Here is a 26,126-nt window from a genome sequence, read left to right as displayed (position 1 = left end):
GAAGTCTACTTCCGCTTATCGACGCACGCGATCGCCTCCCCCAGCGTCCCCACCTCCCGGACGCTCATGCCGGGGATGCTCGCGCCGTTGCCTGTGCTGCGCGCACCTGATTTCGTACTCGGGCTGCCTGCGTTACCTGCGCTCCCTGCACTTCCCTTGCTCTTCGCGCCGCTGCGTGTACCGCTTCCGGCGGGGACGATCGCGTACTCGTAGCCGAGGCGCGCAGCTTCCGTGAGCCGGCGCTCCAGGTTGGGGACGCGCCGCAGCTCTCCCGCGAGCCCCACCTCGCCGATCACGACCGTTTTGGGCGGCAGCGGCTGATTGTGCAGGCTCGACCAGGTCGCAAGGGCTACAGCGAGGTCTGTCGCCGTCTCCGTGATGCGCATGCCGCCGACGGTGGCGACGTACGCGTCCTTGTCGTTAGTCCTTTCCCCGCACCGCGCTTGAAGGACAGCGAGGACCATGGGGACACGGTTGAAGTCGAGGCCCGTGACGACGCGACGCGGCGATTTATTCACCGGGTCGACGGTCAGGGCCTGGACTTCGGCGAGGATGGGGCGCACGCCGTCCATCGCGACGGTGACAGCCGAGCCGTCTGGTGTCTGCCCGCGGTGGGAGAGGAACAGCCCGGACGGGTCCGGCACCTCGCGGATGCCGTCGGAGGTCTGCTCGAAACAGCCGACCTCGTCGGTAGCGCCGAAGCGGTTCTTCATGCCCCGCAGCATGCGCAGGCTGGTCTGGCGGTCGCCTTCGAAGGTGAGGACGACGTCGACCAAGTGCTCAAGCACCCGCGGCCCCGCGACGTTGCCGTCCTTGGTCACGTGACCAACGAGGAGGATCGGCAAGTTCGTGGTCTTCGCCAAGGTCGTCAGGGCTGCGGTCACCGCGCGCGACTGGGCGACGCCGCCCGCGACACCCTCGACACCGGGCGCCTGCATGGTCTGCACGGAGTCGACGATGAGCAAGCTCGGCTTCACCGCGTCGACGTGCCCGAAGACGACGTCCAAGTTCGACTCCGAGGCGAGGAAGAGCCTGTCGTTGAGGCCGCCGGTGCGTTCGGCGCGACCGCGGACTTGCGCGGCGGATTCCTCGGCGGTGACGTACAGCGCGGTGCGCCCGGCGGCGGGGGAGTCAGCGCGTGATTCGGAGCTGGCGGCGGGGGAGGAATCGGACGCGGAGTCGGAGGCGGCGGCCCAACGGCTCGCTACCTCGAGAAGCAGGGTGGATTTGCCCACGCCGGGCTCACCGGACAAGAGGACGACTGAGCCGGGGACCACGCCGCCGCCGAGGACGCGGTCGAGTTCGGAGATGCCGGAGGGGCGTCGATAAGCGGCGCTCGCGGCGATTTTCGTGATCGGCTGCGCGGCGCTGGTGGGGGTAAGTCCCGTGGATGCCGGTCGTGCGGCGGACGCGGAAGGCGCGCTGGCTTGCTCCTGGAGGGTGCCCCACGCGCCGCATTCTGGGCAGCGGCCGAGCCATTTCGGCGACGAGTAGCCGCACTCGGAGCACGTGTGGACGGTGCGTTTCTTCATCGAGTGCCCGCGCTGCTGCGCTGGGAGATTAGTGCTCAGCCTCCGGCTGGCGGTGGGACTCGCCGGACTTCACGGTCGGCGCGGAGACGGTCGCCAGCGTCTCGATCGTGCCGGAGTCGAACGTGAACGTGACCGGCAGGTTGCCGCCGTACGCGAAGTCGTCGTTGTCGAGCGCGGTCTCGACGTACTGGATCTTGTCCATGTCGGCTTCCGGCATGGTGTCCAAGCCGTCAGCGGAGTCGCCGACGAGGGTGGTGTTGTACGGCATCGGGTCGACGGAGCCGAGCTGCACGGACTGGCCGTCGACCTCCACGGACTGCAGCGTGTGCTCGCGCATGTCGTAGTCCTGGTTGGTGGCGGTGAACTTGAGGGCGGCCTTGCCAGTCTCGTCGAGAAGCACGGTGACGTCGCGGACGGCGACGGAGCCGTCCTCGGTCTGGGCGCTGGCACCGTTGACTGCCGCGACCTGGGAAGAGGTCTGGGTGATCTGGCCTGCCGAGCAAGCGGCGAGCAGCAAAGCGGATGCGGCGGCGACAGAAACAGCGCCACCGCGGCGTGCGACCGACTTCAGGGACTTCACGTCGATGTCCTCCATAGAGAGTTCTTTAAGGCGTATCACCGATTCACCTTAGCCTTTCGGCAGCCCCGATACACAGTTTGGGGACCACGCAGAGATGCGCCCCACGCCAAAACGGGGGTCATCCGGGGGTATCCGGGTTAGCGGGGCGGGGGCAAGAGCGCAGGTGCTAGAATCGTCACGTTAGTTTGATCCCCTAAGAAGAGGACCCGGAAGAGGAGACTTCATGGATTTCACAGTCGGAGAAGTGGTCGTCTACCCGCACCACGGTGCGGCCAAAATCGCCGACATTGAAAAGCGTGAGATGGGCGGGGAGGAGCTCGACTTCCTGGTCCTGAATATCCTGCAGTCGGACCTTTCGGTGCGCGTGCCGGTGAAGAACGCGGAGCTGGTCGGCGTCCGCGACGTCGTCGGCGAGGAGGGCCTGCGGAAGGTCTTCTCGGTTCTGCGCGAGACGGACGTGGAGGAGGCGGGCAACTGGTCCCGCCGTTACAAGGCGAACCAGGAGCGTCTGGCGTCGGGCGACATCAACAAGGTCGCCGAGGTCGTGCGCGATCTGTGGCGCCGAGACCAGGGCCGCGGTCTTTCCGCCGGCGAGAAGCGCATGCTTGGCAAGGCCCGCCAGATTCTCGTGGGCGAGCTCGCGCTGGCTGAGCCGGTGGACGAGAAGAAGGCCGACGGCATGGAGAAGGAGATCCAGGCGGTGATCGCGCGGCATGTGGAGCAGGGGCTCGTCGATAAGCCGAGCGGCGATTTCGATCCTGAGGACGACGTCGACCTCGACGACCTTAGCTTCGACGACGATGACAGCGAGGACTAGCTCCCCGGTCGTCGCGCTTGTCGCCGCCGCCGGGCGCGGAACGAGGCTCGGCGCAGACATCCCGAAGGCGTATGTGCAGCTGCGCGGACGTTCGCTGCTGGAGCGGTCGGTCACGGCGATGGAGACGTCGGAGATCGTCGACCATATCGGCGTGATCGTCAGCCCGGACATGGAGCCGCTCGCTCGCCGCCTGCTGCGCGGCCACGACGTCCAGTTCATCCACGGCGCGGGGGAACGCGCGGATTCCGTGTGGGAAGGGCTTCAAGCACTTTCGCTTGACGACGCCACCGTGCTCATCCATGATGCCGCCCGTGCCCTCACCCCGCCCGGAATGATTGCCCGTGTGGCCCGTTCGGTCCTGGACGGGGCCCATGCAGTCGTACCTGTCCTGCCGGTCGCCGACACCATCAAGCAAGTTTCCGACGACGGCTCCACCGTCCTCGGCACCCCCGACCGCGCCTCCCTGCGCGCCGTGCAGACGCCGCAGGGCTTCGACCTGGCCACCCTGCGCGCAGCCAACGAGAAATACTTCGCGCAGGTCGGCTCGGCTGCGTCGGGCGCAACTTCGGCAGGTCCCGCAGCCGGGCACCCCGGTTTCACTGCGACCGACGACGCGAGCTTGATGGAGTGGTTCGGTGTCCCCGTCACCACCGTGCAGGGCGACCCGATGGCGTTCAAGATCACCACCCCGATCGACCTAGTGCTCGCCGAGCGCATCACGGAAGAGGCGGAGCCGACGGTCTTTGACGTCCCGGGCAGCTAGTCTCGGGGAGCATGACTGATTTGCGCGTCGGAACTGCGTTTGATGCCCACCAGATCGAGGAGGGCAAGCCGTGCTGGATCGCGGGCCTGCTCTTCGAGGACACACCGGGGTGCGAGGGTCACTCTGACGGGGACGTGGTCTCGCACGCGATCGTGGATGCGGTGCTGTCTGCGGCGGGGTTGGGTGACCTTGGCAGCTTCGTGGGTGTGGGCCGGCCGGAATACGAGGGAGTGACGGGGGCGAGGTTGCTGGGGGAGCTGAGGGGGTTCGTCGATAAGCGTGGCTTTGAGGTGGTCAATGTCTCGGCGCAGCTGATCGCGCAGACCCCGAAGATGGGGCCTGTGCGCGAGGAGGCGGAGCGGGTGCTGTCGGAGGCGCTCGGCGCGCCGGTGTCGGTGTCAGCGACGACAACGGACCACATGGGCTTCACGGGTGCGGGGGAGGGACGGGCGGCGGTGGCGACGGCGCTCGTGAAGAAGCGGTAGCTAAACTGGGGCGCGTGACTCAACGCATATTCGACACCGCGACCCGCACCCTCCGTGACTTCGAGCCCGTCCGCGACGGGCATGTCTCGATGTACGTGTGCGGCGCGACGCCGCAGTCGTCGCCGCACATCGGGCACCTTCGTTCGGGCGTGGCTTTCGATATTGTGCGCCGCTGGTTTCTGGCGAACGGGCAGGACGTCGCGTTCGTGCGCAACGTGACGGATATCGACGACAAGATTCTCACCAAAGCCGCGGATAACGGTCGCCCCTGGTGGGAGTGGGTGTCCACGTACGAGCGCGAGTTCACGCGCGCGTACAACACGCTGGGTGTGCTGCCGCCGAGCGTGGAGCCGCGCGCGACGGGATTTGTCACGCAGATGGTCGACTACATGCGGCGCCTGATGGACAACGGGTTCGCGTACGCGGCGGACGGTTCCGTGTACTTCGACGTCGCCGCGTGGGTCGCTGCGGACGGGTCGGATTACGGCTCGCTGTCCGGCAACCGCGTCGAGGAGATGGAGCAGGGCGAGACGGATACCCGCGGGAAGCGCGGCGCGCACGATTTCGCGTTGTGGAAAGCGGCGAAGCCCGGTGAGCCGAGCTGGCCGACACCGTGGGGCGACGGCCGCCCGGGCTGGCACTTGGAGTGCTCGGCGATGTCCACGTGGTACCTCGGCGAGACCTTCGACATCCACGGCGGCGGGCTCGACCTGCAGTTCCCGCACCACGAGAACGAGCAGGCGCAGTCCCACGCGGCGGGCGACGGCTTCGCGCGTTACTGGATGCACAACCACTGGGTGACCATGGCGGGCGAGAAGATGTCCAAGTCGCTCGGCAACGTGCTCTCGATCGACAACATGCTCGAGGACGTCCGCCCCGTTGAGCTGCGCTATTACCTCGGTTCCGCGCATTACCGCAGCGTGCTCGAGTATTCGCCGGCTGCGTTGCAAGAAGCGGCAGTTGCTTATCGACGAATCGAGGACCTCATCTCCCGCACCTCCTCCACCGGCCCCGTCGAGCTGGGGCAGTGGACCCCTGCCTTCGAAGCCGCGATGAACGAGGACTTCGGCGTGCCCAAGGCACTCGCTGAAATACACAACACGGTGCGCGCGGCGAATAAGGCGCTGGCTGACGGCGACGCTGCACAGGCGCGAGAGCTTGCCGGTTCCGTGCGCGCGATGACTGCGGTGCTGGGCGTCGACCCGGTCGAGTGGGCCTCGCGTGGTGGGGTCGGAGGCGACGGCTCCGCCTCCTCCGATTCCGCCGGTGCGCAGGAGGCCCTCGATGTGCTCGTCCGCGCCGAGCTCGAGCGCCGTGCGCAGGCTCGCGCCGAGAAGGACTGGGCCACCGCCGACGAGGTGCGCGACCGCCTGGCCGCCGCCGGCATCGAGGTCACCGACACCCCCGACGGGGCGACGTGGTCGCTGAAGGAGCAGGAGGAGAACCCGAATGGCTAAGCCGTACGAACGCCCCGACAAGCAGAAGCGGAACAAGAAGGGCGCTACGAAAGGATCCGGCGGCCAGCGCCGCCGCGGTCTCGCTGGAAAAGGTCCGACCCCGAAGGCCGAGGACCGCGTCTACCACTCCGCCCACAAGAAGAAGCTGGAGCGCCAGCGCCGCGATTCCGGGCGCCACGAGCGCGAGCAGGCGGACCTGGTTGTCGGCCGTAACCCGGTCATTGAGTGCCTGCAGGCGAAGGTGCCGGCGGAAGCTCTTGTCGTGGCGCAGGGTACCGGCCACGACGACCGGTTGAGCGAAGCTGTCCTCATCGCCAACAGCCGGCAGATCCCGGTGCACGAGGTTCCGCGCCGGGAGCTCGACACCATGACCGGCAACGGCCTGCACCAGGGCATCGGACTGAAGATTCAGCCGTACAAGTACGCCGACGTCTTCGACCTCATCGGGCAGGTCAAAGAACGCAACCAGACCGGTATGTTCGTGGTGCTCGACAACATCACGGACCCGCGCAACCTCGGTGCGGTGATCCGTTCGACAGCGGCATTCGGCGGCCACGGCGTCATCATTCCGGAGCGCCGTTCCGCGCAGGTCACCGGTGTCGCGTGGCGCACCTCCGCCGGCACCGCGGCGCGTCTGCCAGTCGCCCGCGCGACTAATATCACCCGCACGATCAAGCAGTTCAAGGACAACGGCTACATGGTCGTCGGGCTGGACGCGGGCGGGGAGCATACCCTGGACACCTTCCACGCGGCGACGGACCCGGTGGTCATCGTCGTCGGTTCCGAAGGCAAGGGCATCTCGCGTCTCGTGCGCGAGAATTGCGACGTCATCATGTCCATTCCCACCGAAGACTGGGTCGAGTCGCTCAACGCGTCCGTTGCGGCGGGCGTCGTGCTCAGCGAGTTCGCGCGCCAGCGGCGCGTTTCTAACGAGACCCCGGGCAGCGACTAGACATCGCCCCCCGTCTCCGGGGGCGAGCGTGGCCTCCCGAAACGGGGAAGGGGAGAGGTCGTTTGCCATGAACTGGTTTCCATGAATCGAGTGGCGAGTGATCCCACCCAGGCCCCGCCTCGGACTGCTGTCGATTCATGCCGACTCGTTCATGCCGAATGATTCATGGCAATAGATTCATGCTAAGGAAGGACGTAGGACCCCCTCCTACAACCCGAAGAAGCGTGTGACAAGCTCCGCGCCCACCACCTTGTCGGTCCCCGGCCCGATTTTCTCGTCGAGCTTCTTGGGGCTCGGGACGAGGTGGCCCATGCCTTCGATGGACCACAGCTCGACAGGCGCGGCCTGCTGAGGGGAGCCGGCGGAGTCGGTGTCGGCGGAATCGGCGCGAGCGGGGGAGCCGGGCACGCCGGGGCCGAAGCGGTCGACACGTACGCCGCCGCCGGAGAGGGACGCAGAGGTGTGGTGCGCCGGATTCAGCCCGTTGAGCTCGGCGAAAAAGCGCGCGGACTCGATGGCGGAACGCGCGGTGCCGCGGTTGGCGTCGCCGATGCCGGAGTGCCCGCCCTCGTACGGAACGAGCGGATCAGCGGTGCCTTGCACGCTCAGGACAGGAACGGGGACCCAGTTGGGGATGAGGGCGGCCACCTCCGGTAGCAGGTTGTCGTCGGTGGGCCAGGCGGACCCGAAGCAGGCGATGCCGTCCAGCACGCCGGGGCGCTCGAGAGCGAAACGCTGAATCATCGCGCCGCCGTTGGAGAAACCGCAGCCGATGATGGGGCCGCGGGAGGCGGGGAGGAGGGAGGAGAGAAAGGAGGAGTCGTCGATAAGCAATTGGCGTGCTTGTTCCTGGAAGCCGACGCGGTGGTCGTTGAAATGCCTCTCGACGCCGTCCGGGTAGATCACCGTGCACCCACGGTCCGCTAGCGTGTCGAATGTGTTGCCCGTGAAGCGGCGCGTGACGCTGCCGGATTGGAGCGAACCGTGCAGGAACAGGATCACGGGCGCATCTGGCGCGGGGTCGTCGGGGAGCACTTCGGTGAAGCGGCGCTGCATGCCGTCGTGCTCGATGGTGCGGCGGTTCACAATCACGCTGTATAGGGTAGTCACATGGCGCAAAGACGGGGCACGCTGGCATCGATCGCGGCGGAGGTGGGCGTGTCCCGCACGACCGTGTCGAATGCGTACAACCACCCCGACCAGCTCTCGCCCGAGCTGCGCGAACGGATCTTGGCGGCTGCGCGGGCGCGCGGGTACACGGGGCCCGACCCGACGGCGCGCAGCCTGCGAACGCGCCAGGCGGGCGCCGTCGGGGTGATCCTCACCGAGCACCTCGCGTACGCCTTCGAGGACCAGGCGTCGATCGACTTCCTCGCAGGTTTGAGCGAAAGTTCCGCGGGCGCGGGCAACGCGCTCACCCTCATCCCGCTCGGCCCCAATCAGGGAAGCGGCCTCAGCCCGCTCGTCGCGAGCGCGCTTGTCGACGCCTTCGTCGTCTACTCCGTCCCCCACTCCGAGCCCCACTTGGACGCTGTCCTCGCCCGGGGTGTGCCTGTGGTGGTGTGCGACCAGCCGTACACGGGCGCGGCTGGTGCGGCGTTTGTCGGCATCGACGACGCCTCTGCGATCGCTCCCGCCGCGCGCGCCCTGGTGGAGGCGGGCCACCGGCGCATCGGGATCGTGGGCAAGAGGCTCTTCCGCGACGAAAACCGCGACGGCATCGTCACTGCGGCGGAGGTCGCCGGCGCCGACATGCACGTCCAGCGCGGCCGCATCCAGGGCGCGCTGGACGTCTTCGCGGCGGCGGGCATTACGGGCGTGCCCGTCGTGACCCGCCACTTCAACGACCACTCCTCAGCCGTCGACGCTGCCCGCGAGCTCTTCGGTCACGCTCCGGACCTCACGGCTGTGCTGTGCACCACCGACTCCATGGCGTTCGGTGTGCTCGACTACTGCGCACGTGCCGGGCTCGATGTCCCCGGCGATGTCTCCGTGACCGGCTTCGACGGCGTCGAGCGAGCTGTCGAGTGCGGGTTGACCACCGTCATTCAGCACAACAAGCGCAAAGGGGAGACGGTGGGGCGGTTGCTCACCGAGCTGCTCGAGGCTGAAGATGCTGATGCCGGCGCGGCGGACGCGGGGCCCGACGCCCCGCCCCGGGTGATTCTCCCGACTGAGTTCAGCTCCGGGCGGACCGTCGCGCCGCCGCGAGCTCGGTGAGGAAGTTCGCGACGTCTGCAACCGAGCCGAGCTGGTATTTCGCCGCGGTGTCGTGCGCGGGGGAGCCGCCGGCGCTGTCGGTGCGCCGGACTTTGATGCCCACATCGGCTCCGTAGATGTCCAGGACGGCGAGGGCTGTCTCGTCCGTCACGTCGTCGCCGGCGAACAGGGTCGCGGCATAGCCGTTTTTCTCGGCGGCGAGCCAGGTTCCTTTGGTGATGCCGATGGCCGAGAATTCCACGATATTGTGCCCGGGAATGACGGGGCGTTTGCCGGTGGGCAGCGCGAGGGCCTGCTGAAGGAGAGAGGCGGCGGCGTCGGGGTCGGTTTCGGCGAGCTGCACCACGTGGAGGACACGCTGGTACGGCTTGGTCTCGACGAAGGTGCCGGGATGCCCCGTGATGAGCTCCTCGAGCGCGGCCTGGATGTCAGCGAGGTAGGCGCGGTCGTCGTCGCTGAGAGCTGGGCCGCCGCTGGTGGGCTCGGCGCCGTGCGAGCCGACGAGTGAGACGGGCGGGCCGAGCGGGCAGACGCGGCGCAGACCGTCTAGGTGGCGGCCCGAGAGGATGGCGACGTCAGTGCCGGGCAGCCCGGCGAGCGCCTCGAGCGCGGCAATCGCGCGCGGGTCGGGGGTGACGGAGTACGCGTCGGTTCCCAAGGGGCAGATGGTGCCGTCGAAGTCCATGCAGACGAGCAGGCTGTCGGAGTGCGCGAGACGGTCGAGGGTGGCGTGCGGATCAGGGAGCGTCATTGTGCGACCAGTTTAATCGTGGGGCGGTCGAGGGCGTCGTCGCGGAGCTTGAGGGTGATCACGTCGTCGGTGAGGTGCGCGACGTCGAATTCGGCGCCTTCGGTGAGCAACTCGGTGAGCTGGTCGTGGATGTGGCGGGAGCCGCCGATGCAGTCCTCGCGAACATCGCCGACGCGCACGCCCTCGAGGCGTACGACATCGTCGTCGATCGAGGCGCCGGCCTGCAGCGGGGCGCAGGCGGTGCGCGCGGTGAGCGATTCGGCGCCGAAGACGACGATGGCGCGCCCGGCGGCATCGACCGGCACCGCGCCGGGGGTGTCGGGGTCGGTGTAGACGGCGGTGACTTCCCACGTTCGGCCGCCCAGGACGTGGTCGGGTTCGGCCGAGCACGCGGTAAGCGGCAGCAGGCAGAGTGCGGCGAGTGCGCGCTTCATCGTTCTATCTCCCGCAACGCGTCGAGGAAAGCATCGGCCCAACGAGCAACGTCGTGCTCGAGGACATGCGCGTTCATCGCCAGCATCGCATCGCGCGCTTCATCGGAGTCTTGCTTATCGACGGCCCCCATGATCGCCCCCTTTACCGCCTCCACGTCGAAGGGGTTGCACAGGTGGGCGCGGTCGAGTTCTTCGGCGGCACCGGCGAATTCGGACAAGACGAGCGCGCCGCTGCCGTCGGGGTGGCAGGCGACGTATTCCTTGGCCACGAGGTTCATGCCGTCCTTGAAGGGGGTGACCAGCATGATGTCGGCGGCGGAGTAGTAGTCGCGCAGTGTGGATTTGGGCACGGACTGGTGCTCGTAGTGGATGACCGGGTTGCCGAGTGTGCCGTAGCGGCCGTTGATGCGCCCGACGGCTTCCTCGACGCCGGCGCGGGTCTTCTTGTAGCTGGCGATGCGCTCGCGCGACGGCGTGGCCACCTGGATCATCGCGACGGAGTCGAGGCGGCCTTCCTCGAGCAGTTCCTCGATGGCGGTGAGACGCTGCAGGATGCCCTTGGTGTAGTCGAGGCGGTCCACGCCCAGCATGAGGGTGCGCGGGTTGGCGACGGAGCCGCGCACCCGGTTGATCGCCTCCTGGTCGGCCCGCCCGAAATCGGAGGAGTCGATGGAGATGGGGAAAGTGGCGGTACGGGGCGTCGACAAGCCGCTTGCTTTTGCGAGGTCCCGGAAGTTCTGCTCGTCGCGTGCGCGCTGGAAGCCGATCAAGTCGGCGCCTTCGAGTCCGCGGAGCACCTCTGCGCGCCACGGCAATTGGCGGAACAGATCCGGGCCAGGGAAAGGGATGTGGAGGAAGAAGCCGATGGTCACGTCAGGGCGCAGCTCGCGCAGCAGCCCGGGGACGAGCTGGAGTTGATAGTCCTGCACCCACACGGTTGCGCCGTCTGCCGCGACTGCGGCGGCCGCGCGAGCGAATTTCTCGTTGACCGCGCGGTACTGCTGCCACCAGTGCCGGAGGTAAGCCGGAGTGACGATCAAGTCGTGGTACAGCGGCCACAACGTCGAGTTGGAGAAGCCTTCGTAGAAGAGGTGGAAGTCGTCGTCGTCAAGCTGGACGGGGTGGAGCGTGATGCCGTCGTTGTCGAACGGCTCGAAGCTCGCTCCGGGCTCGCCGGGCCAGCCCACCCAGCAGCCCTGGTTGGCTTTGAGCACGGGCGCGAGCGCTGCGACGAGACCGCCCGGCGATGCCACCCACTGCCCGTCGACATGGTCGACCGGCAGGCGGTTAGCGACGACGACGAACTGGTTATCCCTCATCAGTGCTGGACTTCTTGGCAGCCTTCTTCGCTGCCTTCTTGGCCGTCTTCTTCGTGGTCTTCTTGGTGGACTTCTTCGCCGCCTTCTTGGCGGTCTTCTTCGTCGACTTCTTCTTGGAGGTCTTCTTGGTGGACTTCTTCTTCGACGCCTTCTTTGTGGTCTTCTTGGCGGAGCCCTCTTCTTCGGCCTCGGCGATCTCAGCCTCGAAATCCTCGGCGAACTGCTTGTACACCAAGCCCCGCGGCTCGATGCCGAGCATGCACATGAGCGTCACACCGTCGACAAGATCCTCCGCGTACGTGGCCACGATCCGGCGCGCGCCGGAGGCCGTCTGCTCCTCGACCGTGTGGACGGCTGCATCCGGATTGGGGCGGCTGTCGGTGATCTTTGGGGGCACGAAAAACCTCCTGGGGTCTTGCCTGGCGGTGAACAGATTTGACCCGTTTATTCTACGCCATCGCCGCCTGCGCTGGGCGGGGTGCCCGGGCTCTGCTGCGGGCCCTGCTGCTTGTTCAGCTGGTTCGGCTTCTGCGGTGCTTGTTGCCGCTCGTGGTGCGGAGTTTGTTTATGGTGCTTCTTGCCCAGCGGGTTCTTGATCGGGACGTGCACTTTCGGCACGTGCACCTTGGGATGCTGCTTCTTCGCGGGCTTCTGCGGCGCCTGCTTTTTGGCCTGCTCCTTCTTCGCCTGGTTGCGGGCGATCTGCTCGGCGCGGCGGCGCATGGCGGCCTGTTCCGCTCGGCGGATCTGCTGGAAGGTGATGCGGCCGGCGGCGCGGAAGGCGTTGTACGGGTTGAACATCTGCGGGCGGCGGATGCGGCGGGCGATCCACTCACCGAGGACCACGCCGCCCGCGAGGGCCATACAGGTGCTCACGGCGATGAAGATATTGTTCAGGCCCAGCACCGTTTGGTCGTTGAGCAGCGCGTACATGCCGCGGTACACGCCGGAACCAGGCAGGAACGGGGTCACGCCGGCGACTTCCACGATCAGCGGGGCGATCAAGTAGCGGCGGGCAATCAGACCACCGGCGAGGCCGACCATGATGGCGCACAGCGTGGTAGCGAACAGGCGGCCGGACCCGAAGGGGATCAGCACCGCGTAGTAGGTGAAACCGCCGAAGAAAGCGGTCGCGGCCGTCGCGATGATGGCGGGGATCTCCGCGTAGACTGCCAACGCGAAGCCGGCGGCGGCGAACACGCCGCCGAGACTGCGCACGATCGCCGAACCGTACGTCGGGGTGGGTGGCTGGGTCTCGATCGGGGGCAGGCCCGCACCGAACATGTCGGCGATCTGGATGCCGCCGGCGACACCGGCGATGATCGCACCGGTGAATAACACCGCTTGGAAGAAGCGGCCGCTGGCTGTGACGGGGGAGCCGGTCACGCCGTCTTGGAGAGACTGGACCAGCGTCAACCCGGCCAGCAAGACGATGATGCCTGTGGCGATCACCTGGCTGGGCACGATCGTGGTGCCCACGTGCGTCGCTAACGTATAGAACACCGCCGCCGGCACCGTGGCCACGAACCCGCCGACGACGCAGTGGTAGAAGTACGGCAGTTCGTTCCTGCCCATCCACGCGTTGATGACGGTGATGATCGTCGCCGTCACGGCACCCAACGCCGACATGAGCAGGTCGCCGCCGAGCAGGATCGCAATCGAGGCGCCCATGATCGCCCAGCCGGCGATGGACACCCACAGCGGGTACGGCGGGGCGGCGGCCTCGAGCTCGTCGAGGATCTTCTCCGCGATTTCCGGCGGCGTCGCGCCCGCACGGATCGAGCGGATCAGGCGGTCGACTTCCTGGAGTTTGGAGAAATTCTCCGACATGTTCGTGACCACGCGGAATACGTTCACCGGCTGCTTGCGCACGGTGCCGATCACGGAGTTGATCGTGATCGTGTTCATCGTGATGTCCACATGGCAGTAGTGCAGACCGTAGGAGGATGTGACGGCGTGGATCTGCGCCTTCGCATCCGAACTGGTCGTGCCGTTGGCGATGAGGATTTCGCCGACGCGCGCGCCGATCGTCATCACCGCGGCGACCTGGGTGGGGTCTGTCAGGTCGACAGGCGCCAGGACCGACGGCGGCGGAGACGTGCGCGCCTGGTCGATGGTCGCGACCGGGTTATCGGTGCGCATCGACTCGCGCATACTCTTGAACAGCGTTGCCACACCGTCACACTATCCGCCCGTGCTGCCCGGCGCGAGGAGAGGCCCCTTTTGTGGACGGGGCTCAACTGCTTGTAGAATCTCGCGCAGTGCTGGAGTGGCGCAATCGGTAGCGCAACGGTCTTGTAAACCGTAGGTTGCGAGTTCAAGTCTCGTCTCCAGCTCAAGGGAACCCCAGCCAGGCAGCGAGTTTGGCTGGGGTTCACTCGTGGGCGCGAGAAGACAGGCACCTCCTGGGCCAATGGAGCGCCGCAGCCCCGCGGATTCGTGCTCCACGAACTCCCCCGCAAGCCCATGCGGGGGTACAGTAGGCGCACAGGAAACGTTCAGTCTCCGCTTGTTTAATAGGCCTGTTCCCGCTTGACGTGCGCTCAACAGCCCGGAGGGTTTTGAAGGGCGGCGTCACCACGCTCAATGAAGAAAGTGACTGCCATGGCTGATACACCTACTCCGCAAAACGTCAAGGTGCTTGTCGTCGATGACGAGCCGAATATTGTCGAGCTGCTCACAGTGTCCCTGAAGTTCCAGGGTTTCGATGTGGAGGCGGCGGAGTCCGGCCAGGAAGCGCTCGAAATGGCGCGCGAGCTGAAGCCGGACGCGTACATCCTCGACGTGATGATGCCGGGGATGGACGGTTTCGAGCTGCTGGGCAAGCTGCGCGGCGAGGGGCTCGATGCGCCGGCGCTGTTCCTCACGGCGAAGGACGGGGTGGAGGACCGCATTCACGGCCTGACCATCGGCGCCGACGATTATGTGACGAAGCCGTTTTCGCTCGAAGAGGTGATCACCCGCCTGCGCGTGATCTTGCGCCGCGGCAACGTCACTGAGGGGGAGACGGAAGATTCAACGATTCGCTACGCAGATTTGACGCTTAACGACGAAACACACGAGGTCACCAAGGACGGTCAGATCGTCGAGCTGTCGCCGACGGAGTTCAATCTTCTCCGCTACCTGATGCTGAACGCCGAGGTGGTCCTGTCCAAGGCGAAGATCCTGGACAATGTGTGGCACTACGATTTCGGCGGCGACGGCAATGTGGTGGAGTCTTACATCTCCTACCTGCGCCGCAAGGTTGACACGGGTGACACCCCGCTGATCCACACGGTCCGCGGCGTGGGCTACGTGCTGCGTACGCCGCGCCAGTAATGGCGTCGCCGAGACTTGAGCCGGCCCCGGCGAAGCTCAGCCGCTTCGCCCACAACCGCATGCCGGCGTTGCGTGTGCGCACGCGCTTACTGATCATTCTCATGGTCATTTCGGGGTTGGGGCTCACGGGCATGTCGGTGTCCGTGTGGGGTCTCACCCGGGACCAGCTGTACGAGCGGGTGGACAAGGATCTACGCAGAAGCTTGACGACGTGGGCTCTCAGCCCCGAGATCCGCAATTCCTCCCCGGACACGTATCTGCCCAGCCAGTTCATTCTCATGACGGCCGTGCCGGGGCAGCATACGCGCATCGACAATATCGACGGCTGCTACCCGAAGCTGTCCGAGCTGATCTTCGACCGCCGCCCCCACACCGTGAGCGCGGACTGCCTGTTCGAACGCGGCGAGGAGCCGAGGTTCAGGGTCATCGCGGTGCAGGCGCCGGACGGGACGTCGACGGTGGTGGCCAAGTCGCTCGAGCACGAAAACGGGATGTTGGAGGCGCTGGCGGCAGTGTTGGCGTCGATAAGCGTGCTTGTTTTGGCGATCATGGGCGTGGCCGGAGTGTTCTTTGTGCGGCGTGCGCTGCTGCCGCTGAAGGATCTCGAGTACACCGCGCTGGCGATCGCCGACGGAAATGTCGACTGCCGCGCCCCCGCGTGGCCGCGCGACACCGAGTTCGGGCGACTGTCGTACGCGATGAACACAATGGTCAGCCAGTTGCAGGAGACCCTCGACGAGTCCCGCGAGAAAGAGGAGCAGATGCGCCGCTTCGTGGGCGACGCCTCGCACGAGCTGCGCACTCCGCTGACCAGCGTGCGCGGTTACACCGAGCTGTACCGCGCGGGCGCCACCGACGACGCCGACATGGTGCTGAGCAAGATCGACGAGGAATCCGCGCGCATGAAGCTGCTGGTTGAGGACCTGCTTGCCCTCACCCGTGCCGAAGGCTCCCGCCTCAACCTGCGCGAAGTCGATGTCCTCGAACTGGTGATGTCGGTGAGCGGATCCGCCCAGGCCGCGTTCCCCGGCCGCGAGCTTTCCGTCGACAACGATGCCACCGACATCCCTCTTGTCTCCGGCGACCCCGACCGTCTCCATCAGGTGTTGCTCAACCTGGTCAGTAACGCGTTCAAGCACGCCGGCGACGACGCGGCGGTGACGATCACCGTCCGCGAATACCTCGACAATGTCTACATCGACGTCGCCGACGACGGCTGCGGCATGGCCCAAGAGGACGCCGACCACATCTTCGAGCGCTTCTACCGCGCCGACTCCTCGCGCAACCGCTCCAAGAGTGGCGGCGGATCCGGGCTTGGCCTGGCCATCACGAAATCCATCGTCGAGCAGCACGGTGGTGCCATCACTGTGCGGTCCAAGCTCGGGGAGGGCTCTAAATTCACCGTCAGTCTGCCCCGGATGCGAGTCGGCGGGGCAGGCGGCGCAGGTAGTTCTGCCGGGGAGCCGGAAAAGGCTTAGCGGCGGCCGTCCTCGCCGGTGCCCAACTCGGCGCGCAGTTTCGCGGCGGCGGCGTCCATTTCGGCGGGGTCGGTGTCGTCGGCACGCATGATGTTCTGGAGGCTGTAGCCCGACATGTCGTTGGCGGGGAAGACGTGGATGTGCGCGTGCGGCACCTCGAAGCCGGCGATGAGGTAGCCAGCGCGCTCCGAACCGAAGGCGTTGATGACGGCCTTGCCGATCTCCTGCGCGACCTCGTTGGCGTGCAGCCATACTTCGGTGTCGAGGTCCGTCCACTTGTCCACCTCGGCGACCGGGACGACCAGGGTGTGGCCGTACGCGATCGGCTCGATGGTCAAAAACGCGGCGACGGTCTCGTCGCGGTAGACGAAGCGGCCGGGGATCTCCCCGTTGATGATCTTGGTGAAGACTGTGCTCATGCCCGCCCAGGGTAGCGATACTATGGGCCGCATGCGCATCCTTGTGATCGGTTCGGGCGGCCGCGAACACGCCCTCGTCCATGCACTGAACGGTAACGCTGGTGAGGCTGGTGCTGGCGAGCACGAGCTGCACGTCGCGCCGGGCAATGCCGGCATTGCGGGTCTAGCCACGCAGCACGCACTTGACGTGACCGACGGAGACGCCGCGGTGTCCCTGGCGAAAGAGATCGCCGCCGATCTGGTGGTCATCGGCCCGGAGCAGCCGCTCGTGGCGGGTGTCGCCGACGCGCTGCGCGAGGCCGGCATCGCCGTGTTCGGCCCGTCGAAGGCAGCGGCTGCGCTGGAGGGGTCGAAGGCGTTCGCGAAGGACGTGATGGCTGCCGCCGGTGTGCGCACCGCCGATGCCCGCCAGGTGACGGATGCGGCGGATGTCGCGGCCGCCCTCGACGAATTCGGCCCCAACTACGTGGTCAAGGACGACGGCCTGGCCGGCGGAAAGGGTGTCGTGGTCACACAGGACCGCGCGGCCGCGCAGGAGCACGCGGAAGCGGTGCTGGCCGCCGGCAACCCCGTGCTGTTCGAATCCTTCCTCGAAGGCCCCGAAGTCTCCCTGTTCTGCCTCGTCGACGGCGAGACCGTCGTGCCCCTCCTGCCCGCCCAGGACCACAAGCGCGCCTACGACAACGACGAAGGCCCCAACACCGGCGGCATGGGCGCCTACACGCCGCTGCCGTGGCTGCCGGAAGACGGCGTGCGGCGCATCGTCGACGAGGTCGTCGCCCCGGTCGCCGCCGAGATGGTCCGCCGCGGCACCCCGTACTCGGGCCTCCTCTACGCGGGGCTTGCCTGGGGCGCGGACGGCCCCTCCGTCGTGGAGTTCAACGCCCGCTTCGGCGACCCGGAGACGCAGGCGGTCCTCGCACTGTTGGAGACCCCACTGGCAGAGGTCCTCCACGCCACGGCCACCGGCACCCTGCACGAGCTCGAGCCGCTTGACTGGCGCCACGGTTACGCCGTCACCGTCGTGCTCGCGGCCGAAGGCTACCCGGCTAGTCCGCACAAAGGCGACGAGATCACGGCGCAGGGCACGCTTCTCAACGACCCCTCTCACGTCCTCCACGCCGGCACTTCCAGCGAAGGCGCCGGCTATGTGTCGGCCGGCGGCCGCGTACTCAACATCATCGGCACCGGCGCGAGCCTGGAGGAAGCGGTGTCGGCGGCCTACGAGACGATCGAGCAGATCGACCTGGCAGGGTCCTTCTACCGCCGCGATATCGCGCGCCCGGCGATCGACGGGGAGATCTCGGTCGGCCGCTAGCCCGCATCGTGGGACGACGTGCGATAATGGTGCGCGTGACTGACTCGAAACCCCGTAATGCGAATGTCCTGTCCAACCGTTACGCGTCGGCCGAGATGGCGACGTTGTGGAGCGCGGAGCACAAGATCATCCTGGAGCGCCAGCTGTGGATCGCGGTGATGCGGGCGCAGCGCGACTTGGGGATCGACATCCCGGAGGACGCGATCGCTGCCTACGAGAAGGTCGTGGACCAGGTGGACTTGGAGTCGATCGCCGCGCGTGAGCGGGTGACCCGACACGACGTGAAGGCGCGCATCGAGGAGTTCAACGCGCTGGCGGGCCACGAGCACATCCACAAGGGGATGACCAGCCGCGACCTGACGGAGAACGTCGAGCAGCTGCAGATCTACCGTTCGCTCGAGCTAGTGCGGGGACGCGCAGTGGCGGTGCTCAACGCCATCGGAAACCGGGCGGGGGAATACCGCTCCCTGGTCATGGCGGGCCGCTCCCACAACGTGGCGGCGCAGGCGACGACGCTGGGCAAGCGTTTCGCTTCGGCGGCTGACGAGATGCTGGTGGCCCTGGACCGCATTGAGGACATCCTGGGCCGCTATCCGCTGCGCGGCATCAAGGGCCCGATGGGCACGGCGCAGGACATGCTGGACCTGGTCGGCGGCGACGAGGCGAAGCTGAACCAGTTGGAGCAGGCCATCGCGAAGCACCTCGGTTTCCAGCGCATCTTCGACTCCGTGGGCCAGATCTACCCGCGCTCGTTGGACTTCGACGCGGTGTCCGCCCTGGTTCAGCTGGGCGCGGGCCCGTCGAGCCTGGCCACCACGATCCGCCTGATGGCCGGCAACGAGACCGTGACAGAGGGCTTCAAGGAGGGCCAGGTCGGCTCGTCGGCGATGCCGCACAAGATGAACGCCCGCTCCTGCGAGCGTGTGGGCGGCTTCCAGGTGATTCTGCGCGGCTACCTCACCATGGTGGGCGACTTGGCCGGACAGCAGTGGAACGAAGGCGACGTGTTCTGCTCCGTGGTGCGCCGCGTGGCGCTGCCGGACGCGTTCTTCGCCATCGACGGCATGATGGAGACCTTCCACACCGTTCTGGCGGAATTCGGCGCGTTCCCGGCGATGATCACGCGCGAACTAGACCGTTACCTGCCGTTCTTGGCCACCACACGCATCCTCATGGCCAGCGTCCGCGCGGGCGTGGGCCGCGAGACCGCGCACGAGGTGATCAAGGAGCACGCAGTGGCGATGGCGCTGGACATGCGCGAGAACGGCGCGGAGCAGAACCTGGTGCAGCGCCTCGCCGGTGACGACCGTCTGCCGCTCGACCAGCAGCAGCTCGAGGACGCGCTGGCGGATCGCCACGCGTTCATCGGTGCGGCGGAGTCACAGGTGGACAATGTTCTGGAGCGCATCCAGACCTGGGCGAATAAGTACCCGGAGGCCGCTGGATACACTCCAGGAGAGATCCTGTAGCCGGGGGCGTAACATCGCACGCATGCGTCCAGAGCTTTCTGACTACAACCATCTTTCAGCCGGCAAGGTCCGCGAGATCTACGAGATCGACGACGACACCTTGCTGATGGTGGCCACCGACCGCATTTCGGCATTCGACCACGCGCTTGAGCCGGAAATCCCGGACAAGGGCAAGATCCTCACCTACACGAGCGAGTTCTTCTTCGACCTGCTCGAGGCCGTGCCCAACCACCTCGCGGGCCCGCTCGACGACGAACGGATCCCGGAGGAGGTGCTCGGCAGCGCCTTCGTGGTGAAGAAGCTGGACATGATCCCATTCGAGTGCGTGGCCCGCGGTTACCTGACGGGCTCGGGCAAGAAGGAGTACGACGCGAACGGCGCAGTCTGCGGCGTCGCCCTGCCGGAGGGGCTGAAGGAAGCATCGAAGCTGCCGGAGCCGATCTTCACCCCTGCCACGAAGGCGGAGCAGGGGGAGCACGACGAGAATGTGCGGTTCGAGTACGTCGTCAAGCAAGTCGGCGCTGAGCTCGCGGAGAAGTTGCGGGCGGCGACGCTGGAGATTTACTCACGCGCCGCGGAATATGCGGAGTCGCGCGGGATCATTCTGGCGGACACGAAGCTCGAATTCGGCCTGGATAAAGACGGCACGCTCGTGCTCGCGGACGAGGTGTTGACGCCGGATTCTTCCCGATACTGGCCGGCGGATTCGTACGAGGAGGGCACGAGCCAGCCGAGCTTCGACAAGCAGTTCGTGCGCAATTGGCTCACCGGCCCGAAGGCGGGCTGGGACCCGGAGGACGGCACGCCGCCGCCGGAGCTGCCGGGCTCGGTCGTGGAGGCGACGCGCGACCGCTACATCGAGGCGTACGAGCGCCTCTCGGGCCGCAAGTTCGCTTAAAGGACGGGGCGCTACGATCGGTGGGCATGAGTGAAACGCCCACAGCACCTGTAGCAGCGAAGCACCCGATCACGCGCACCTTCCACGGCCGCGAGTTCGTGGACGATTACGAATGGCTGCGCGACAAGGAGTCGCCGGAAACGCTCGCGTACTTGGAGGCGGAGAACGCCTACACGAAGGAGCAGACGGCGCACCTGGACGGCCTGACGGAGACGATCTACAACGAGATCAAGTCGCGGGTGAAGGAGACGGACATGTCCGTCCCGCAGCGCCAGGGCGGATGGTGGTACTACGGCCGCACGGAGGAGGGCAAGAACTACGGCATCAGCTGCCGCGTGCCTGTCGCCGACGGCAGTGACCCGTGGGCGCCGCCGACACTTCCGGATGACGGTTCGGGACTTCCGGGGGAGCAGGTCCTGCTCGATTTCAACGCGCTCGCCGAGGGCCACGAGTTCTTCTCGGTCGGCGCGTCGAGCGTCAGCACGTCGGGCCGCTACCTGGCGTTTTCCACGGACACCGCAGGCGACGAGCGCTTCGATCTCAAGGTCAAGGATCTCGAGACGGAGCAATTGCTTGACGACGACATCCCCGGCATCTTCTACGGTGCCACCTGGGCCGGTGAAGACCACATCTTCTATATCCGGGTCGATGATGCGTGGCGCCCCCACCAGGTGTGGCGCCACAAGCTGGGCACTGACGCCTCGGACGATGTGCTCGTCTACGAGGAAGCGGACGAGAAATTCGGCGTTGGCGTGGCGGCGGACCGTTCCGAGCGCTACATCCTCATCGTCTCCGCGTCGTCGCTGACCACCGATTACCGCGTGCTGCCCATGGACGACCCGGAAGGGGAATTCGAGGTGCTCTGGCCCCGCGAGGCGGGCATCGAATACAACGTGGATCTTGCCGTCCTCGAGCAGGGCGGCAAGAAAGAGGAACGATGGGTGGTCACCCACAACGCGCACGGCCCGAATTCCTCGGTGGGCGTCTGCGCCGCGGGCGGGGAGCTTCCGCCGCTGCGCGAGCTGACCGAGCTCATGCCGCACGACGATGAGGTGCGTATCGAGGGCACGGATTCTTACCGCGACTTCATCTTCGCCGCTTATCGACGCGGCGGGATCGGCCGCCTCGCCGTCGCCGACCTGACGGGAGGCGAGTTCGGCGCATTCCGCGAGCTGGAATTCGACGAGGAACTCTACACCGCGGGCTTGGCCGGCAACCCGGAGTGGGACGCGCCGGTGGTGCGCATCAGCTACACCTCGTTCACCCAGCCGGCGCAGGTGCTCGACTACCGCGTGGCCACCGGCGATCTCACCCTTCTCAAAGAGCAGGAAGTCCGCGGCGGCTACAACCCGGACGAATACGTCGCAGAGCGTATGTGGGCCACCGCCGACGACGGGACCAAGGTGCCGATGTCGGTGGTGAGGCGGGCAGACGCGGACGTCGATAAGCCTGCTCCTTGCTTGTTGTACGGCTACGGATCCTACGAAGCGTCGACGGATCCCGCCTTTTCCGTGGCGCGGCTGAGCTTGCTCGACCGCGGAATGGTGTGGGCGTGCGCACACGTGCGCGGCGGCGGCGAGATGGGCCGCCTGTGGTACGACAACGGCAAGATGCTGGCGAAGAAGAACACGTTCACCGACTTCGTGGCTTGCGCCGACGCGCTTATCGACGAAGGCGTCACCGCTCCCTCCATGCTCGTCGCCGAGGGCGGCTCCGCCGGTGGCCTGCTCATGGGCGCCGTGGCGAATCTCGCGCCCGAGAAATTCGCGGGCATCCAGGCGATCGTGCCGTTCGTCGACCCGTTGACCTCGATTTTGAAGCCCGAACTCCCGCTGACCGTCGGCGAATGGGAGGAATGGGGCGACCCCTACCACGACCCCCAAGTCTACGACTACATGGCCACTTACGCGCCGTACGAGAATGTCGAGGCGAAGGATTACCCGGATATTCTCGCGGTAACCAGCATCAACGACACCCGCGTGCTGTACGTCGAGCCGGCGAAGTGGATCGCGAAGCTGCGCGCGACCGCGACCGGCGGGCAGTTCCTGCTGAAAACCGAGATGGCCGCTGGCCACGGCGGTGTTTCCGGCCGCTACGCGAAGTGGAAGCAGACCGCGTTCGAGTACGCGTGGACACTGCACACGGCGGGAGCGGTGAGCTAAATGTCGGGCCAGCGCGCTCGCCGAGCGTGGCCGGGCGCTCGAAAGTAGGATGACAGCCATGTCCCGCCACCTGCTCGTCTCTGTGTCGTCGATCTTCGATGAGACAAGGAAGGACGTGCAGAAGCTCGTCGCCGACTTAGAGCGCGAGTCGATTCAGGTGTCGCTCTTGGTGGCGCCGCACATCGACAAGAAGTGGCACCTGGCCAAGGACGACAAGACCCGCGGCTGGCTCAAAGAGCAGATGGATGCCGGCCGCGGGCTCATCCTCAACGGTTTCGACCAGCCGGTGCAGGGCCGCCGCGCCGAATTCGCCAACCTCGGGGCTCACGAGGCGAAGCTGCGTCTCAAGGGCGCGACCCGCCAGATGGAGAAGCTCGGCTTCGAGCTCGACACTTTCGCCCCGCCGCGGTGGCGCATGTCGGAAGGAACGCTGGAAGCGCTGCACAAATTCGATTTCCGTCTGGCCGCATCCACGCAGGGTGTCCACTTCTTGCGCACCGGCGAGGTCGTCTACTCGCGCAACCTGTCCGTCGGCGAGGGCTTCGGTGCCGCCGGGTGGTGGCGCCGAAACATCATCGACGCCGCCGTCCGCAGCGCCAGGCGCGGCAACACTGTGCGTTTGTCTGTCTCCGGCAGGAACCTGTCGAAGAAGAAAGTCCGCGACGATTTCGTCGCCGCCGCTCTCGCCGCTGCGGGCGAGGGCCTAGAACCGGTGAACTACCGGGACCTCGGACGGGATAGCTAGCTGGCCTTCGCTGCTTTCGCTCCGCCCACGCGCCGGCGCTGCACCCCGCCGATCACTCGGCACACCAGGTAGATGCCGAACGAAATGAATGCGACGAACACGCTCACCGGCACGCCCGGCGCCAGAGAGAGGATCATGCCGCCGACAGCGGAGACTTCGGCGAAAAGCACCGACCACGCGATGGCGCGCACGGGGCTCGCGGTGATCTGGGTCGCGGCCGCGCCGGGTGTGATCAGCAGCGACATGACCAGCAGTGCGCCGACGATCTGCACCGACTGAGCCGACGCCACGCCGACGAGGACGGCGAAGAGCACGGACATCGCGCGGACATTCACGCCGGAGGCCGTCGCCATGACCGGGTCGGCGGAGGCGAAGAGGAGCGGCCGCCACAGCGCTGCCACTGTCACGACAACGAGAAGTGTCGTGCCGGCGAGCAGCCACAGATTCTGGCCGGAAATACCCACGATCTGGCCCGTCAGCAGTGCTAGCGCCCGGTTGGAATTGCCGGGGTAGAGGTGGATGAAAAGCACGGATAGGCCCATGCCGAAGCTCATCACCACGCCGACAGCCGAGTCCTGCTGCCCGCGGAAGCCGAGCGCAGCCAGGACGACCGCCGCGATCACCGCGCCGGCGACTGCGCCGATGCCGACATTGAGGCCGAAGAGCAGAGCAGCCGCGGCGCCCATGAGGGCGAGCTCGGAGGTCGCGTGGACGGAAAACGACATCTGGCGCACCACGATCAGCGGCGCCATAACGCCGGAGAGCACACCGAGCAAGGCGCACGCAACGAGGGTGACCTGGACGAAGTCGATGCCGAGCAGATACTGCGTCGTGTCCACTGCCGTTGCGAGCCATTCACTCACAGGACCACCATCCTTCCGTTCGCCTCGACGACCTGGACACGGGTGCCGTAGAGGTCGCTCAGCACATCGGAGCGCATCACGTCGTCGACTGCGCCCACGACGTGGCCTTCCGGCCCGAGGTAGAGCACCCGGTCGACGACCGACAGGAACGGGTTGATCGAGTGCGTCACGCACAGCACCCCCGCGTCGAGACCGGCAAGCCTGTCCACGGTGTCCCTTTCGCGGGCGATGTCGAGGGAGAGGAGGGGCTCGTCGGCAAGCATGAGCTCCGGCTCGCTGGCGAGTGCCTGGGCTTGGCGGATGAGTTGCTGCTGCCCTCCGGACATGAGTCCTGCGCGCTGGTCGGCGAAATGCGTGGCACCGACGCGTTCGAGGAGGGCATCCACTTTGCCGGCGGGCGGGCGGCGGCGGGCAATTCCGTGTGCGCACGCGAGCGAGACGAGGTCGCGGCCGCGCACGGGCAGGTCGGCGGGGAACATGTGCTGCTGCGGGATGAACCCGATGCGGTCGGCCGCGTCGACGGTTCCCGCGGTGAGGCGGCGGGTGCCCATGATGGCGTGCAGCAACGTCGATTTGCCCACGCCGTTGGGGCCCAGCACCGCGATGAATTCCCCACGCCGCACGGTCAGGTCGAGACCGGACCACAGCGGGTCGACGGCGGCGCCGCGCAGCTCGAGGACCGCGGGGGAGCGGGAGTCGGAAGAAGTCACTGTCTGATCAAACCACTGCTGAAAATCGATTTCAACGGCAGACGGTGCGCGGGGCGTCGTTAAGCCGCGTGCTCTGCGTGCGCGTCCTCGCCTTTGTCCGGCAGGTTCTGGACGGTCTCGGCGAGCTCGTTGACGACCTGGTCGAAGTAGTCGAGGAAGTTCACGCCCTCCGGCGGGGTCTCGCGCATCTCCACGACGGGGACGTCGTTCTCGCGCGCGGCGTTAGCTAGCTGCTCGGTGGCGCTGTTGGCGCTCTGCGGGTTCACGATGAGCATGTCGATATGCCCCGCCTCGATCTCGTCGATGAATTCCGCGATGTCCTGCACGGACGGCTCGGACTCGTTGAGCGCCGCCTTCATATACCCCTCAGGGGTGACGTCGTGCAGCTCCGTGCCCCACACGAGCGGCGCGGCGATCGTCTCCGTCATCGCGATGTGCGTGTGCGGGAGCTCGGCGAGCTTCTCCTCGTTCGCGGCCATCCGCTTATCGACGTCATCCGTCGAACCCCCCACCTTCTCTTTCACCGCAGCCGCGACTTCTTTGACCTTGGCGGGCGAGAACCACGCGTGCTCGAGATCGTCGATGTCCATCTCGCCGTGGCTGTGGTCGTGGCCTTCCTCGCCGTGCTCGTGCGCGTGCATGTGGGCCTCGGCTTCTTCCTTGCTCACGAGCGGGACGGCGTGAATGATGCGGTCCTGCTCGGTGACGGTGTAGAGGCTGGCGTCGTAGGCCCCGCCGTTGGCGACGAGGGTGCCTGCTTCGCGGACGCGGGCGAGGTCCTTGGCGGCAGGCTCAAAGTGGTGGGGGTCGATGTCGGTGCCCTTGATCACGGAATCGACGTCGTTGCCAGTGACGGCGGAGGCCACGTCGGCCCACACGGAGGTGGTGGCCAGGACATCGGAGGAATCAGCAGCGCCGTCGGTGGAGCCGCTGGCGGCCGGGTCGTTGCTTGAGTCGTTGCAGGCCGCAAGGCCGGAGCCGGCGAGGGTGAGCGCGGCGATGGCGGCGGCGGTGCGGCGGGTGGTCGTCGTGAATTTCATGGGGAGTATCTAAGCAGTAATGAAAACTGTTTTCAACTCGCGCGGTTAGCCGGGTGCGGGCGGTGGCGGGAAGGTCGCCGGGTCAGGGGCGTGGTCGGGTGGTCGGATATACTTGTCGGCGTCTTCAGACCGTCAAGACTGCGAAGGATTCTCATGGCACGAGTCGTTGTCAATGTCATGCCCAAGGCCGAAATTCTGGATCCGCAAGGACAGGCCGTCCACCGCGCGCTGGGGCGCATCGGAGTGAACGGGGTGACGGATGTCCGCCAAGGCAAGCGCTTCGAATTGGAGGTCGCCGATTCGGTCACGGATGAAGAGCTGCAACGCGTCGCCGAGACGCTGCTGACCAACACCGTGATCGAGGACTTCGTCGTCGTGCGCGAAGAGGAGGCGTAA

26 protein-coding genes and 1 tRNA gene are annotated in these 26,126 nt (G+C 66.7%); 15 read left to right on the top strand and 12 right to left on the bottom strand.

Annotated elements, in window-relative coordinates:
• Positions 1 to 5 precede the first annotated feature (5 nt).
• Both CAPP_RS09680 and CAPP_RS09675 read right to left on the bottom strand, forming a co-directional pair.
• Positions 6 to 1,532, bottom strand: a complete 1,527-nt coding sequence (locus CAPP_RS09680; protein WP_076598973.1) for a DNA repair protein RadA — start codon at positions 1,530 to 1,532, stop codon at positions 6 to 8.
• 28 nt (positions 1,533 to 1,560) lie between these two features.
• Positions 1,561 to 2,127 (bottom strand): hypothetical protein, encoded by a 567-nt coding sequence (locus CAPP_RS09675; RefSeq protein WP_076598972.1) that lies wholly within the window; start codon positions 2,125 to 2,127, stop codon positions 1,561 to 1,563.
• Positions 2,128 to 2,335: 208 nt separating this feature from the next.
• On the opposite strand from CAPP_RS09675, the gene CAPP_RS09670 reads away from it, so the two are divergent.
• From CAPP_RS09670 to rlmB, 5 genes are read left to right on the top strand one after another with little or no spacing between them, the layout of a single operon-like run.
• Positions 2,336 to 2,929 (top strand): CarD family transcriptional regulator, encoded by a 594-nt coding sequence (locus tag CAPP_RS09670; protein WP_076598971.1) that lies wholly within the window; start codon positions 2,336 to 2,338, stop codon positions 2,927 to 2,929.
• Complete coding sequence (gene ispD, locus CAPP_RS09665; RefSeq protein WP_076598970.1) at positions 2,913 to 3,692, top strand: 2-C-methyl-D-erythritol 4-phosphate cytidylyltransferase; 780 nt, start codon at positions 2,913 to 2,915, stop codon at positions 3,690 to 3,692. Before CAPP_RS09670 ends, ispD begins: the two co-directional genes overlap by 17 nt.
• An 11-nt stretch (positions 3,693 to 3,703) precedes the next feature.
• On the top strand, positions 3,704 to 4,177 hold the full coding sequence (ispF, locus tag CAPP_RS09660) for a 2-C-methyl-D-erythritol 2,4-cyclodiphosphate synthase (RefSeq protein WP_076598969.1): 474 nt from the start codon (positions 3,704 to 3,706) through the stop codon (positions 4,175 to 4,177).
• Positions 4,178 to 4,191: 14 nt separating this feature from the next.
• Positions 4,192 to 5,634, top strand: a complete 1,443-nt coding sequence (cysS, locus tag CAPP_RS09655) for a cysteine--tRNA ligase (RefSeq protein ID WP_076598968.1) — start codon at positions 4,192 to 4,194, stop codon at positions 5,632 to 5,634.
• Positions 5,627 to 6,586, top strand: coding sequence for a 23S rRNA (guanosine(2251)-2'-O)-methyltransferase RlmB (gene rlmB, locus CAPP_RS09650; protein WP_076598967.1), 960 nt, complete (start codon positions 5,627 to 5,629; stop codon positions 6,584 to 6,586). Before cysS ends, rlmB begins: the two co-directional genes overlap by 8 nt.
• A gap of 207 nt (positions 6,587 to 6,793) precedes the next feature.
• On the opposite strand, the gene CAPP_RS09645 is transcribed toward rlmB, so the two are convergent.
• Entirely contained in the window at positions 6,794 to 7,678 is an 885-nt protein-coding gene (locus CAPP_RS09645) for a CE1 family esterase (RefSeq protein WP_200803269.1), read from the bottom strand.
• Between the two features lie 18 nt (positions 7,679 to 7,696).
• Between CAPP_RS09645 and CAPP_RS09640 the strand changes: the two genes are divergently transcribed.
• Positions 7,697 to 8,806 (top strand): LacI family DNA-binding transcriptional regulator, encoded by a 1,110-nt coding sequence (locus CAPP_RS09640; protein WP_076598965.1) that lies wholly within the window; start codon positions 7,697 to 7,699, stop codon positions 8,804 to 8,806.
• Here CAPP_RS09640 and otsB read toward each other — a convergent pair.
• The 5 genes from otsB to thrE are packed head-to-tail and all read right to left on the bottom strand — an operon-like array spanning position 8,766 to position 13,452.
• On the bottom strand, positions 8,766 to 9,557 hold the full coding sequence (gene otsB, locus CAPP_RS09635; RefSeq protein WP_076598964.1) for a trehalose-phosphatase: 792 nt from the start codon (positions 9,555 to 9,557) through the stop codon (positions 8,766 to 8,768). The two genes, CAPP_RS09640 and otsB, sit on opposite strands and share 41 nt — an antisense overlap.
• Complete coding sequence (locus CAPP_RS09630; protein WP_076598963.1) at positions 9,554 to 9,991, bottom strand: hypothetical protein; 438 nt, start codon at positions 9,989 to 9,991, stop codon at positions 9,554 to 9,556. The genes otsB and CAPP_RS09630 overlap by 4 nt, the downstream gene beginning before the upstream one ends.
• Entirely contained in the window at positions 9,988 to 11,310 is a 1,323-nt protein-coding gene (locus CAPP_RS09625; RefSeq protein WP_076598962.1) for an alpha,alpha-trehalose-phosphate synthase (UDP-forming), read from the bottom strand. Before CAPP_RS09625 ends, CAPP_RS09630 begins: the two co-directional genes overlap by 4 nt.
• Positions 11,300 to 11,707 (bottom strand): histone, encoded by a 408-nt coding sequence (locus tag CAPP_RS09620; RefSeq protein ID WP_076598961.1) that lies wholly within the window; start codon positions 11,705 to 11,707, stop codon positions 11,300 to 11,302. The genes CAPP_RS09625 and CAPP_RS09620 overlap by 11 nt, the downstream gene beginning before the upstream one ends.
• 47 nt (positions 11,708 to 11,754) lie before the next feature.
• Positions 11,755 to 13,452 (bottom strand): threonine/serine exporter ThrE, encoded by a 1,698-nt coding sequence (gene thrE, locus CAPP_RS09615; RefSeq protein ID WP_327077548.1) that lies wholly within the window; start codon positions 13,450 to 13,452, stop codon positions 11,755 to 11,757.
• A 121-nt stretch (positions 13,453 to 13,573) separates the two neighbouring features.
• On the opposite strand from thrE, the gene CAPP_RS09610 reads away from it, so the two are divergent.
• The 3 genes from CAPP_RS09610 (at position 13,574) to CAPP_RS09600 (ending at position 16,106) form a co-directional block, all read left to right on the top strand.
• Positions 13,574 to 13,646: transfer RNA gene (locus tag CAPP_RS09610), tRNA-Thr, on the top strand.
• Between the two features lie 268 nt (positions 13,647 to 13,914).
• A complete protein-coding gene (locus tag CAPP_RS09605; protein ID WP_076598960.1) occupies positions 13,915 to 14,628 on the top strand; it encodes a response regulator transcription factor in 714 nt (237 codons plus the stop codon).
• Positions 14,628 to 16,106: a sensor histidine kinase gene (locus CAPP_RS09600; protein WP_084560541.1), complete on the top strand. Its 1,479-nt coding sequence runs from the start codon at positions 14,628 to 14,630 to the stop codon at positions 16,104 to 16,106. Before CAPP_RS09605 ends, CAPP_RS09600 begins: the two co-directional genes overlap by 1 nt.
• Here CAPP_RS09600 and CAPP_RS09595 read toward each other — a convergent pair.
• On the bottom strand, positions 16,103 to 16,525 hold the full coding sequence (locus CAPP_RS09595) for an HIT family protein (protein ID WP_076598959.1): 423 nt from the start codon (positions 16,523 to 16,525) through the stop codon (positions 16,103 to 16,105). The two genes, CAPP_RS09600 and CAPP_RS09595, sit on opposite strands and share 4 nt — an antisense overlap.
• Positions 16,526 to 16,556: 31 nt before the next feature.
• Between CAPP_RS09595 and purD the strand changes: the two genes are divergently transcribed.
• From purD to CAPP_RS09570, 5 genes are read left to right on the top strand one after another with little or no spacing between them, the layout of a single operon-like run.
• Complete coding sequence (purD, locus tag CAPP_RS09590) at positions 16,557 to 17,843, top strand: phosphoribosylamine--glycine ligase (protein WP_076599082.1); 1,287 nt, start codon at positions 16,557 to 16,559, stop codon at positions 17,841 to 17,843.
• 26 nt (positions 17,844 to 17,869) lie between these two features.
• On the top strand, positions 17,870 to 19,312 hold the full coding sequence (purB, locus tag CAPP_RS09585; protein WP_076598958.1) for an adenylosuccinate lyase: 1,443 nt from the start codon (positions 17,870 to 17,872) through the stop codon (positions 19,310 to 19,312).
• A gap of 22 nt (positions 19,313 to 19,334) precedes the next feature.
• Positions 19,335 to 20,210 carry a phosphoribosylaminoimidazolesuccinocarboxamide synthase gene (locus CAPP_RS09580; RefSeq protein WP_076598957.1) on the top strand — a complete coding sequence of 292 codons (876 nt, stop codon included), beginning with the start codon at positions 19,335 to 19,337 and terminating at the stop codon, positions 20,208 to 20,210.
• 26 nt (positions 20,211 to 20,236) lie between these two features.
• The gene (locus CAPP_RS09575; RefSeq protein WP_076598956.1) at positions 20,237 to 22,372 is read left to right on the top strand and encodes a S9 family peptidase; all 2,136 of its coding nucleotides are present in this window, start codon (positions 20,237 to 20,239) and stop codon (positions 22,370 to 22,372) included.
• Between the two features lie 58 nt (positions 22,373 to 22,430).
• Positions 22,431 to 23,117: a DUF2334 domain-containing protein gene (locus CAPP_RS09570; RefSeq protein ID WP_076598955.1), complete on the top strand. Its 687-nt coding sequence runs from the start codon at positions 22,431 to 22,433 to the stop codon at positions 23,115 to 23,117.
• On the opposite strand, the gene CAPP_RS09565 is transcribed toward CAPP_RS09570, so the two are convergent.
• From CAPP_RS09565 to CAPP_RS09555, 3 genes are read right to left on the bottom strand one after another with little or no spacing between them, the layout of a single operon-like run.
• Positions 23,114 to 23,980 (bottom strand): metal ABC transporter permease, encoded by an 867-nt coding sequence (locus tag CAPP_RS09565; RefSeq protein ID WP_076598954.1) that lies wholly within the window; start codon positions 23,978 to 23,980, stop codon positions 23,114 to 23,116. The genes CAPP_RS09570 and CAPP_RS09565 overlap by 4 nt on opposite strands.
• Positions 23,977 to 24,690 carry a metal ABC transporter ATP-binding protein gene (locus tag CAPP_RS09560; RefSeq protein ID WP_076598953.1) on the bottom strand — a complete coding sequence of 238 codons (714 nt, stop codon included), beginning with the start codon at positions 24,688 to 24,690 and terminating at the stop codon, positions 23,977 to 23,979. The genes CAPP_RS09565 and CAPP_RS09560 overlap by 4 nt, the downstream gene beginning before the upstream one ends.
• 59 nt (positions 24,691 to 24,749) lie before the next feature.
• Positions 24,750 to 25,730, bottom strand: a complete 981-nt coding sequence (locus CAPP_RS09555) for a metal ABC transporter solute-binding protein, Zn/Mn family (protein WP_076598952.1) — start codon at positions 25,728 to 25,730, stop codon at positions 24,750 to 24,752.
• A 153-nt stretch (positions 25,731 to 25,883) separates the two neighbouring features.
• On the opposite strand from CAPP_RS09555, the gene purS reads away from it, so the two are divergent.
• Positions 25,884 to 26,126 carry a phosphoribosylformylglycinamidine synthase subunit PurS gene (gene purS, locus CAPP_RS09550; protein WP_076598951.1) on the top strand — a complete coding sequence of 81 codons (243 nt, stop codon included), beginning with the start codon at positions 25,884 to 25,886 and terminating at the stop codon, positions 26,124 to 26,126.

The organism is Corynebacterium appendicis CIP 107643 (assembly GCF_030408415.1).
Classification (GTDB): domain Bacteria; phylum Actinomycetota; class Actinomycetes; order Mycobacteriales; family Mycobacteriaceae; genus Corynebacterium; species Corynebacterium appendicis.
The sequence above is the reverse complement of the archived record's forward strand: the minus strand, read 5'-3'. Positions and strand labels throughout refer to the sequence as shown.

Coding starts and splice junctions, on each gene's coding strand:
- otsB (WP_076598964.1), bottom strand. CDS start 9,557: ATGACGCTCCCTGATCCGCACGCCACCCTCGACCGTCTCGCGCACTCC.
- CAPP_RS09680 (WP_076598973.1), bottom strand. CDS start 1,532: ATGAAGAAACGCACCGTCCACACGTGCTCCGAGTGCGGCTACTCGTCG.
- purB (WP_076598958.1), top strand. CDS start 17,870: ATGGTGCGCGTGACTGACTCGAAACCCCGTAATGCGAATGTCCTGTCC.
- thrE (WP_327077548.1), bottom strand. CDS start 13,452: ATGCGCACCGATAACCCGGTCGCGACCATCGACCAGGCGCGCACGTCT.
- CAPP_RS09640 (WP_076598965.1), top strand. CDS start 7,697: ATGGCGCAAAGACGGGGCACGCTGGCATCGATCGCGGCGGAGGTGGGC.
- CAPP_RS09625 (WP_076598962.1), bottom strand. CDS start 11,310: ATGAGGGATAACCAGTTCGTCGTCGTCGCTAACCGCCTGCCGGTCGAC.
- CAPP_RS09675 (WP_076598972.1), bottom strand. CDS start 2,127: ATGGAGGACATCGACGTGAAGTCCCTGAAGTCGGTCGCACGCCGCGGT.
- CAPP_RS09575 (WP_076598956.1), top strand. CDS start 20,237: ATGAGTGAAACGCCCACAGCACCTGTAGCAGCGAAGCACCCGATCACG.
- CAPP_RS09670 (WP_076598971.1), top strand. CDS start 2,336: ATGGATTTCACAGTCGGAGAAGTGGTCGTCTACCCGCACCACGGTGCG.
- CAPP_RS09630 (WP_076598963.1), bottom strand. CDS start 9,991: ATGAAGCGCGCACTCGCCGCACTCTGCCTGCTGCCGCTTACCGCGTGC.
- CAPP_RS09605 (WP_076598960.1), top strand. CDS start 13,915: ATGGCTGATACACCTACTCCGCAAAACGTCAAGGTGCTTGTCGTCGAT.
- CAPP_RS09570 (WP_076598955.1), top strand. CDS start 22,431: ATGTCCCGCCACCTGCTCGTCTCTGTGTCGTCGATCTTCGATGAGACA.
- CAPP_RS09555 (WP_076598952.1), bottom strand. CDS start 25,730: ATGAAATTCACGACGACCACCCGCCGCACCGCCGCCGCCATCGCCGCG.
- purS (WP_076598951.1), top strand. CDS start 25,884: ATGGCACGAGTCGTTGTCAATGTCATGCCCAAGGCCGAAATTCTGGAT.
- CAPP_RS09595 (WP_076598959.1), bottom strand. CDS start 16,525: ATGAGCACAGTCTTCACCAAGATCATCAACGGGGAGATCCCCGGCCGC.
- CAPP_RS09580 (WP_076598957.1), top strand. CDS start 19,335: ATGCGTCCAGAGCTTTCTGACTACAACCATCTTTCAGCCGGCAAGGTC.
- ispF (WP_076598969.1), top strand. CDS start 3,704: ATGACTGATTTGCGCGTCGGAACTGCGTTTGATGCCCACCAGATCGAG.
- ispD (WP_076598970.1), top strand. CDS start 2,913: ATGACAGCGAGGACTAGCTCCCCGGTCGTCGCGCTTGTCGCCGCCGCC.
- purD (WP_076599082.1), top strand. CDS start 16,557: ATGCGCATCCTTGTGATCGGTTCGGGCGGCCGCGAACACGCCCTCGTC.
- rlmB (WP_076598967.1), top strand. CDS start 5,627: ATGGCTAAGCCGTACGAACGCCCCGACAAGCAGAAGCGGAACAAGAAG.
- CAPP_RS09600 (WP_084560541.1), top strand. CDS start 14,628: ATGGCGTCGCCGAGACTTGAGCCGGCCCCGGCGAAGCTCAGCCGCTTC.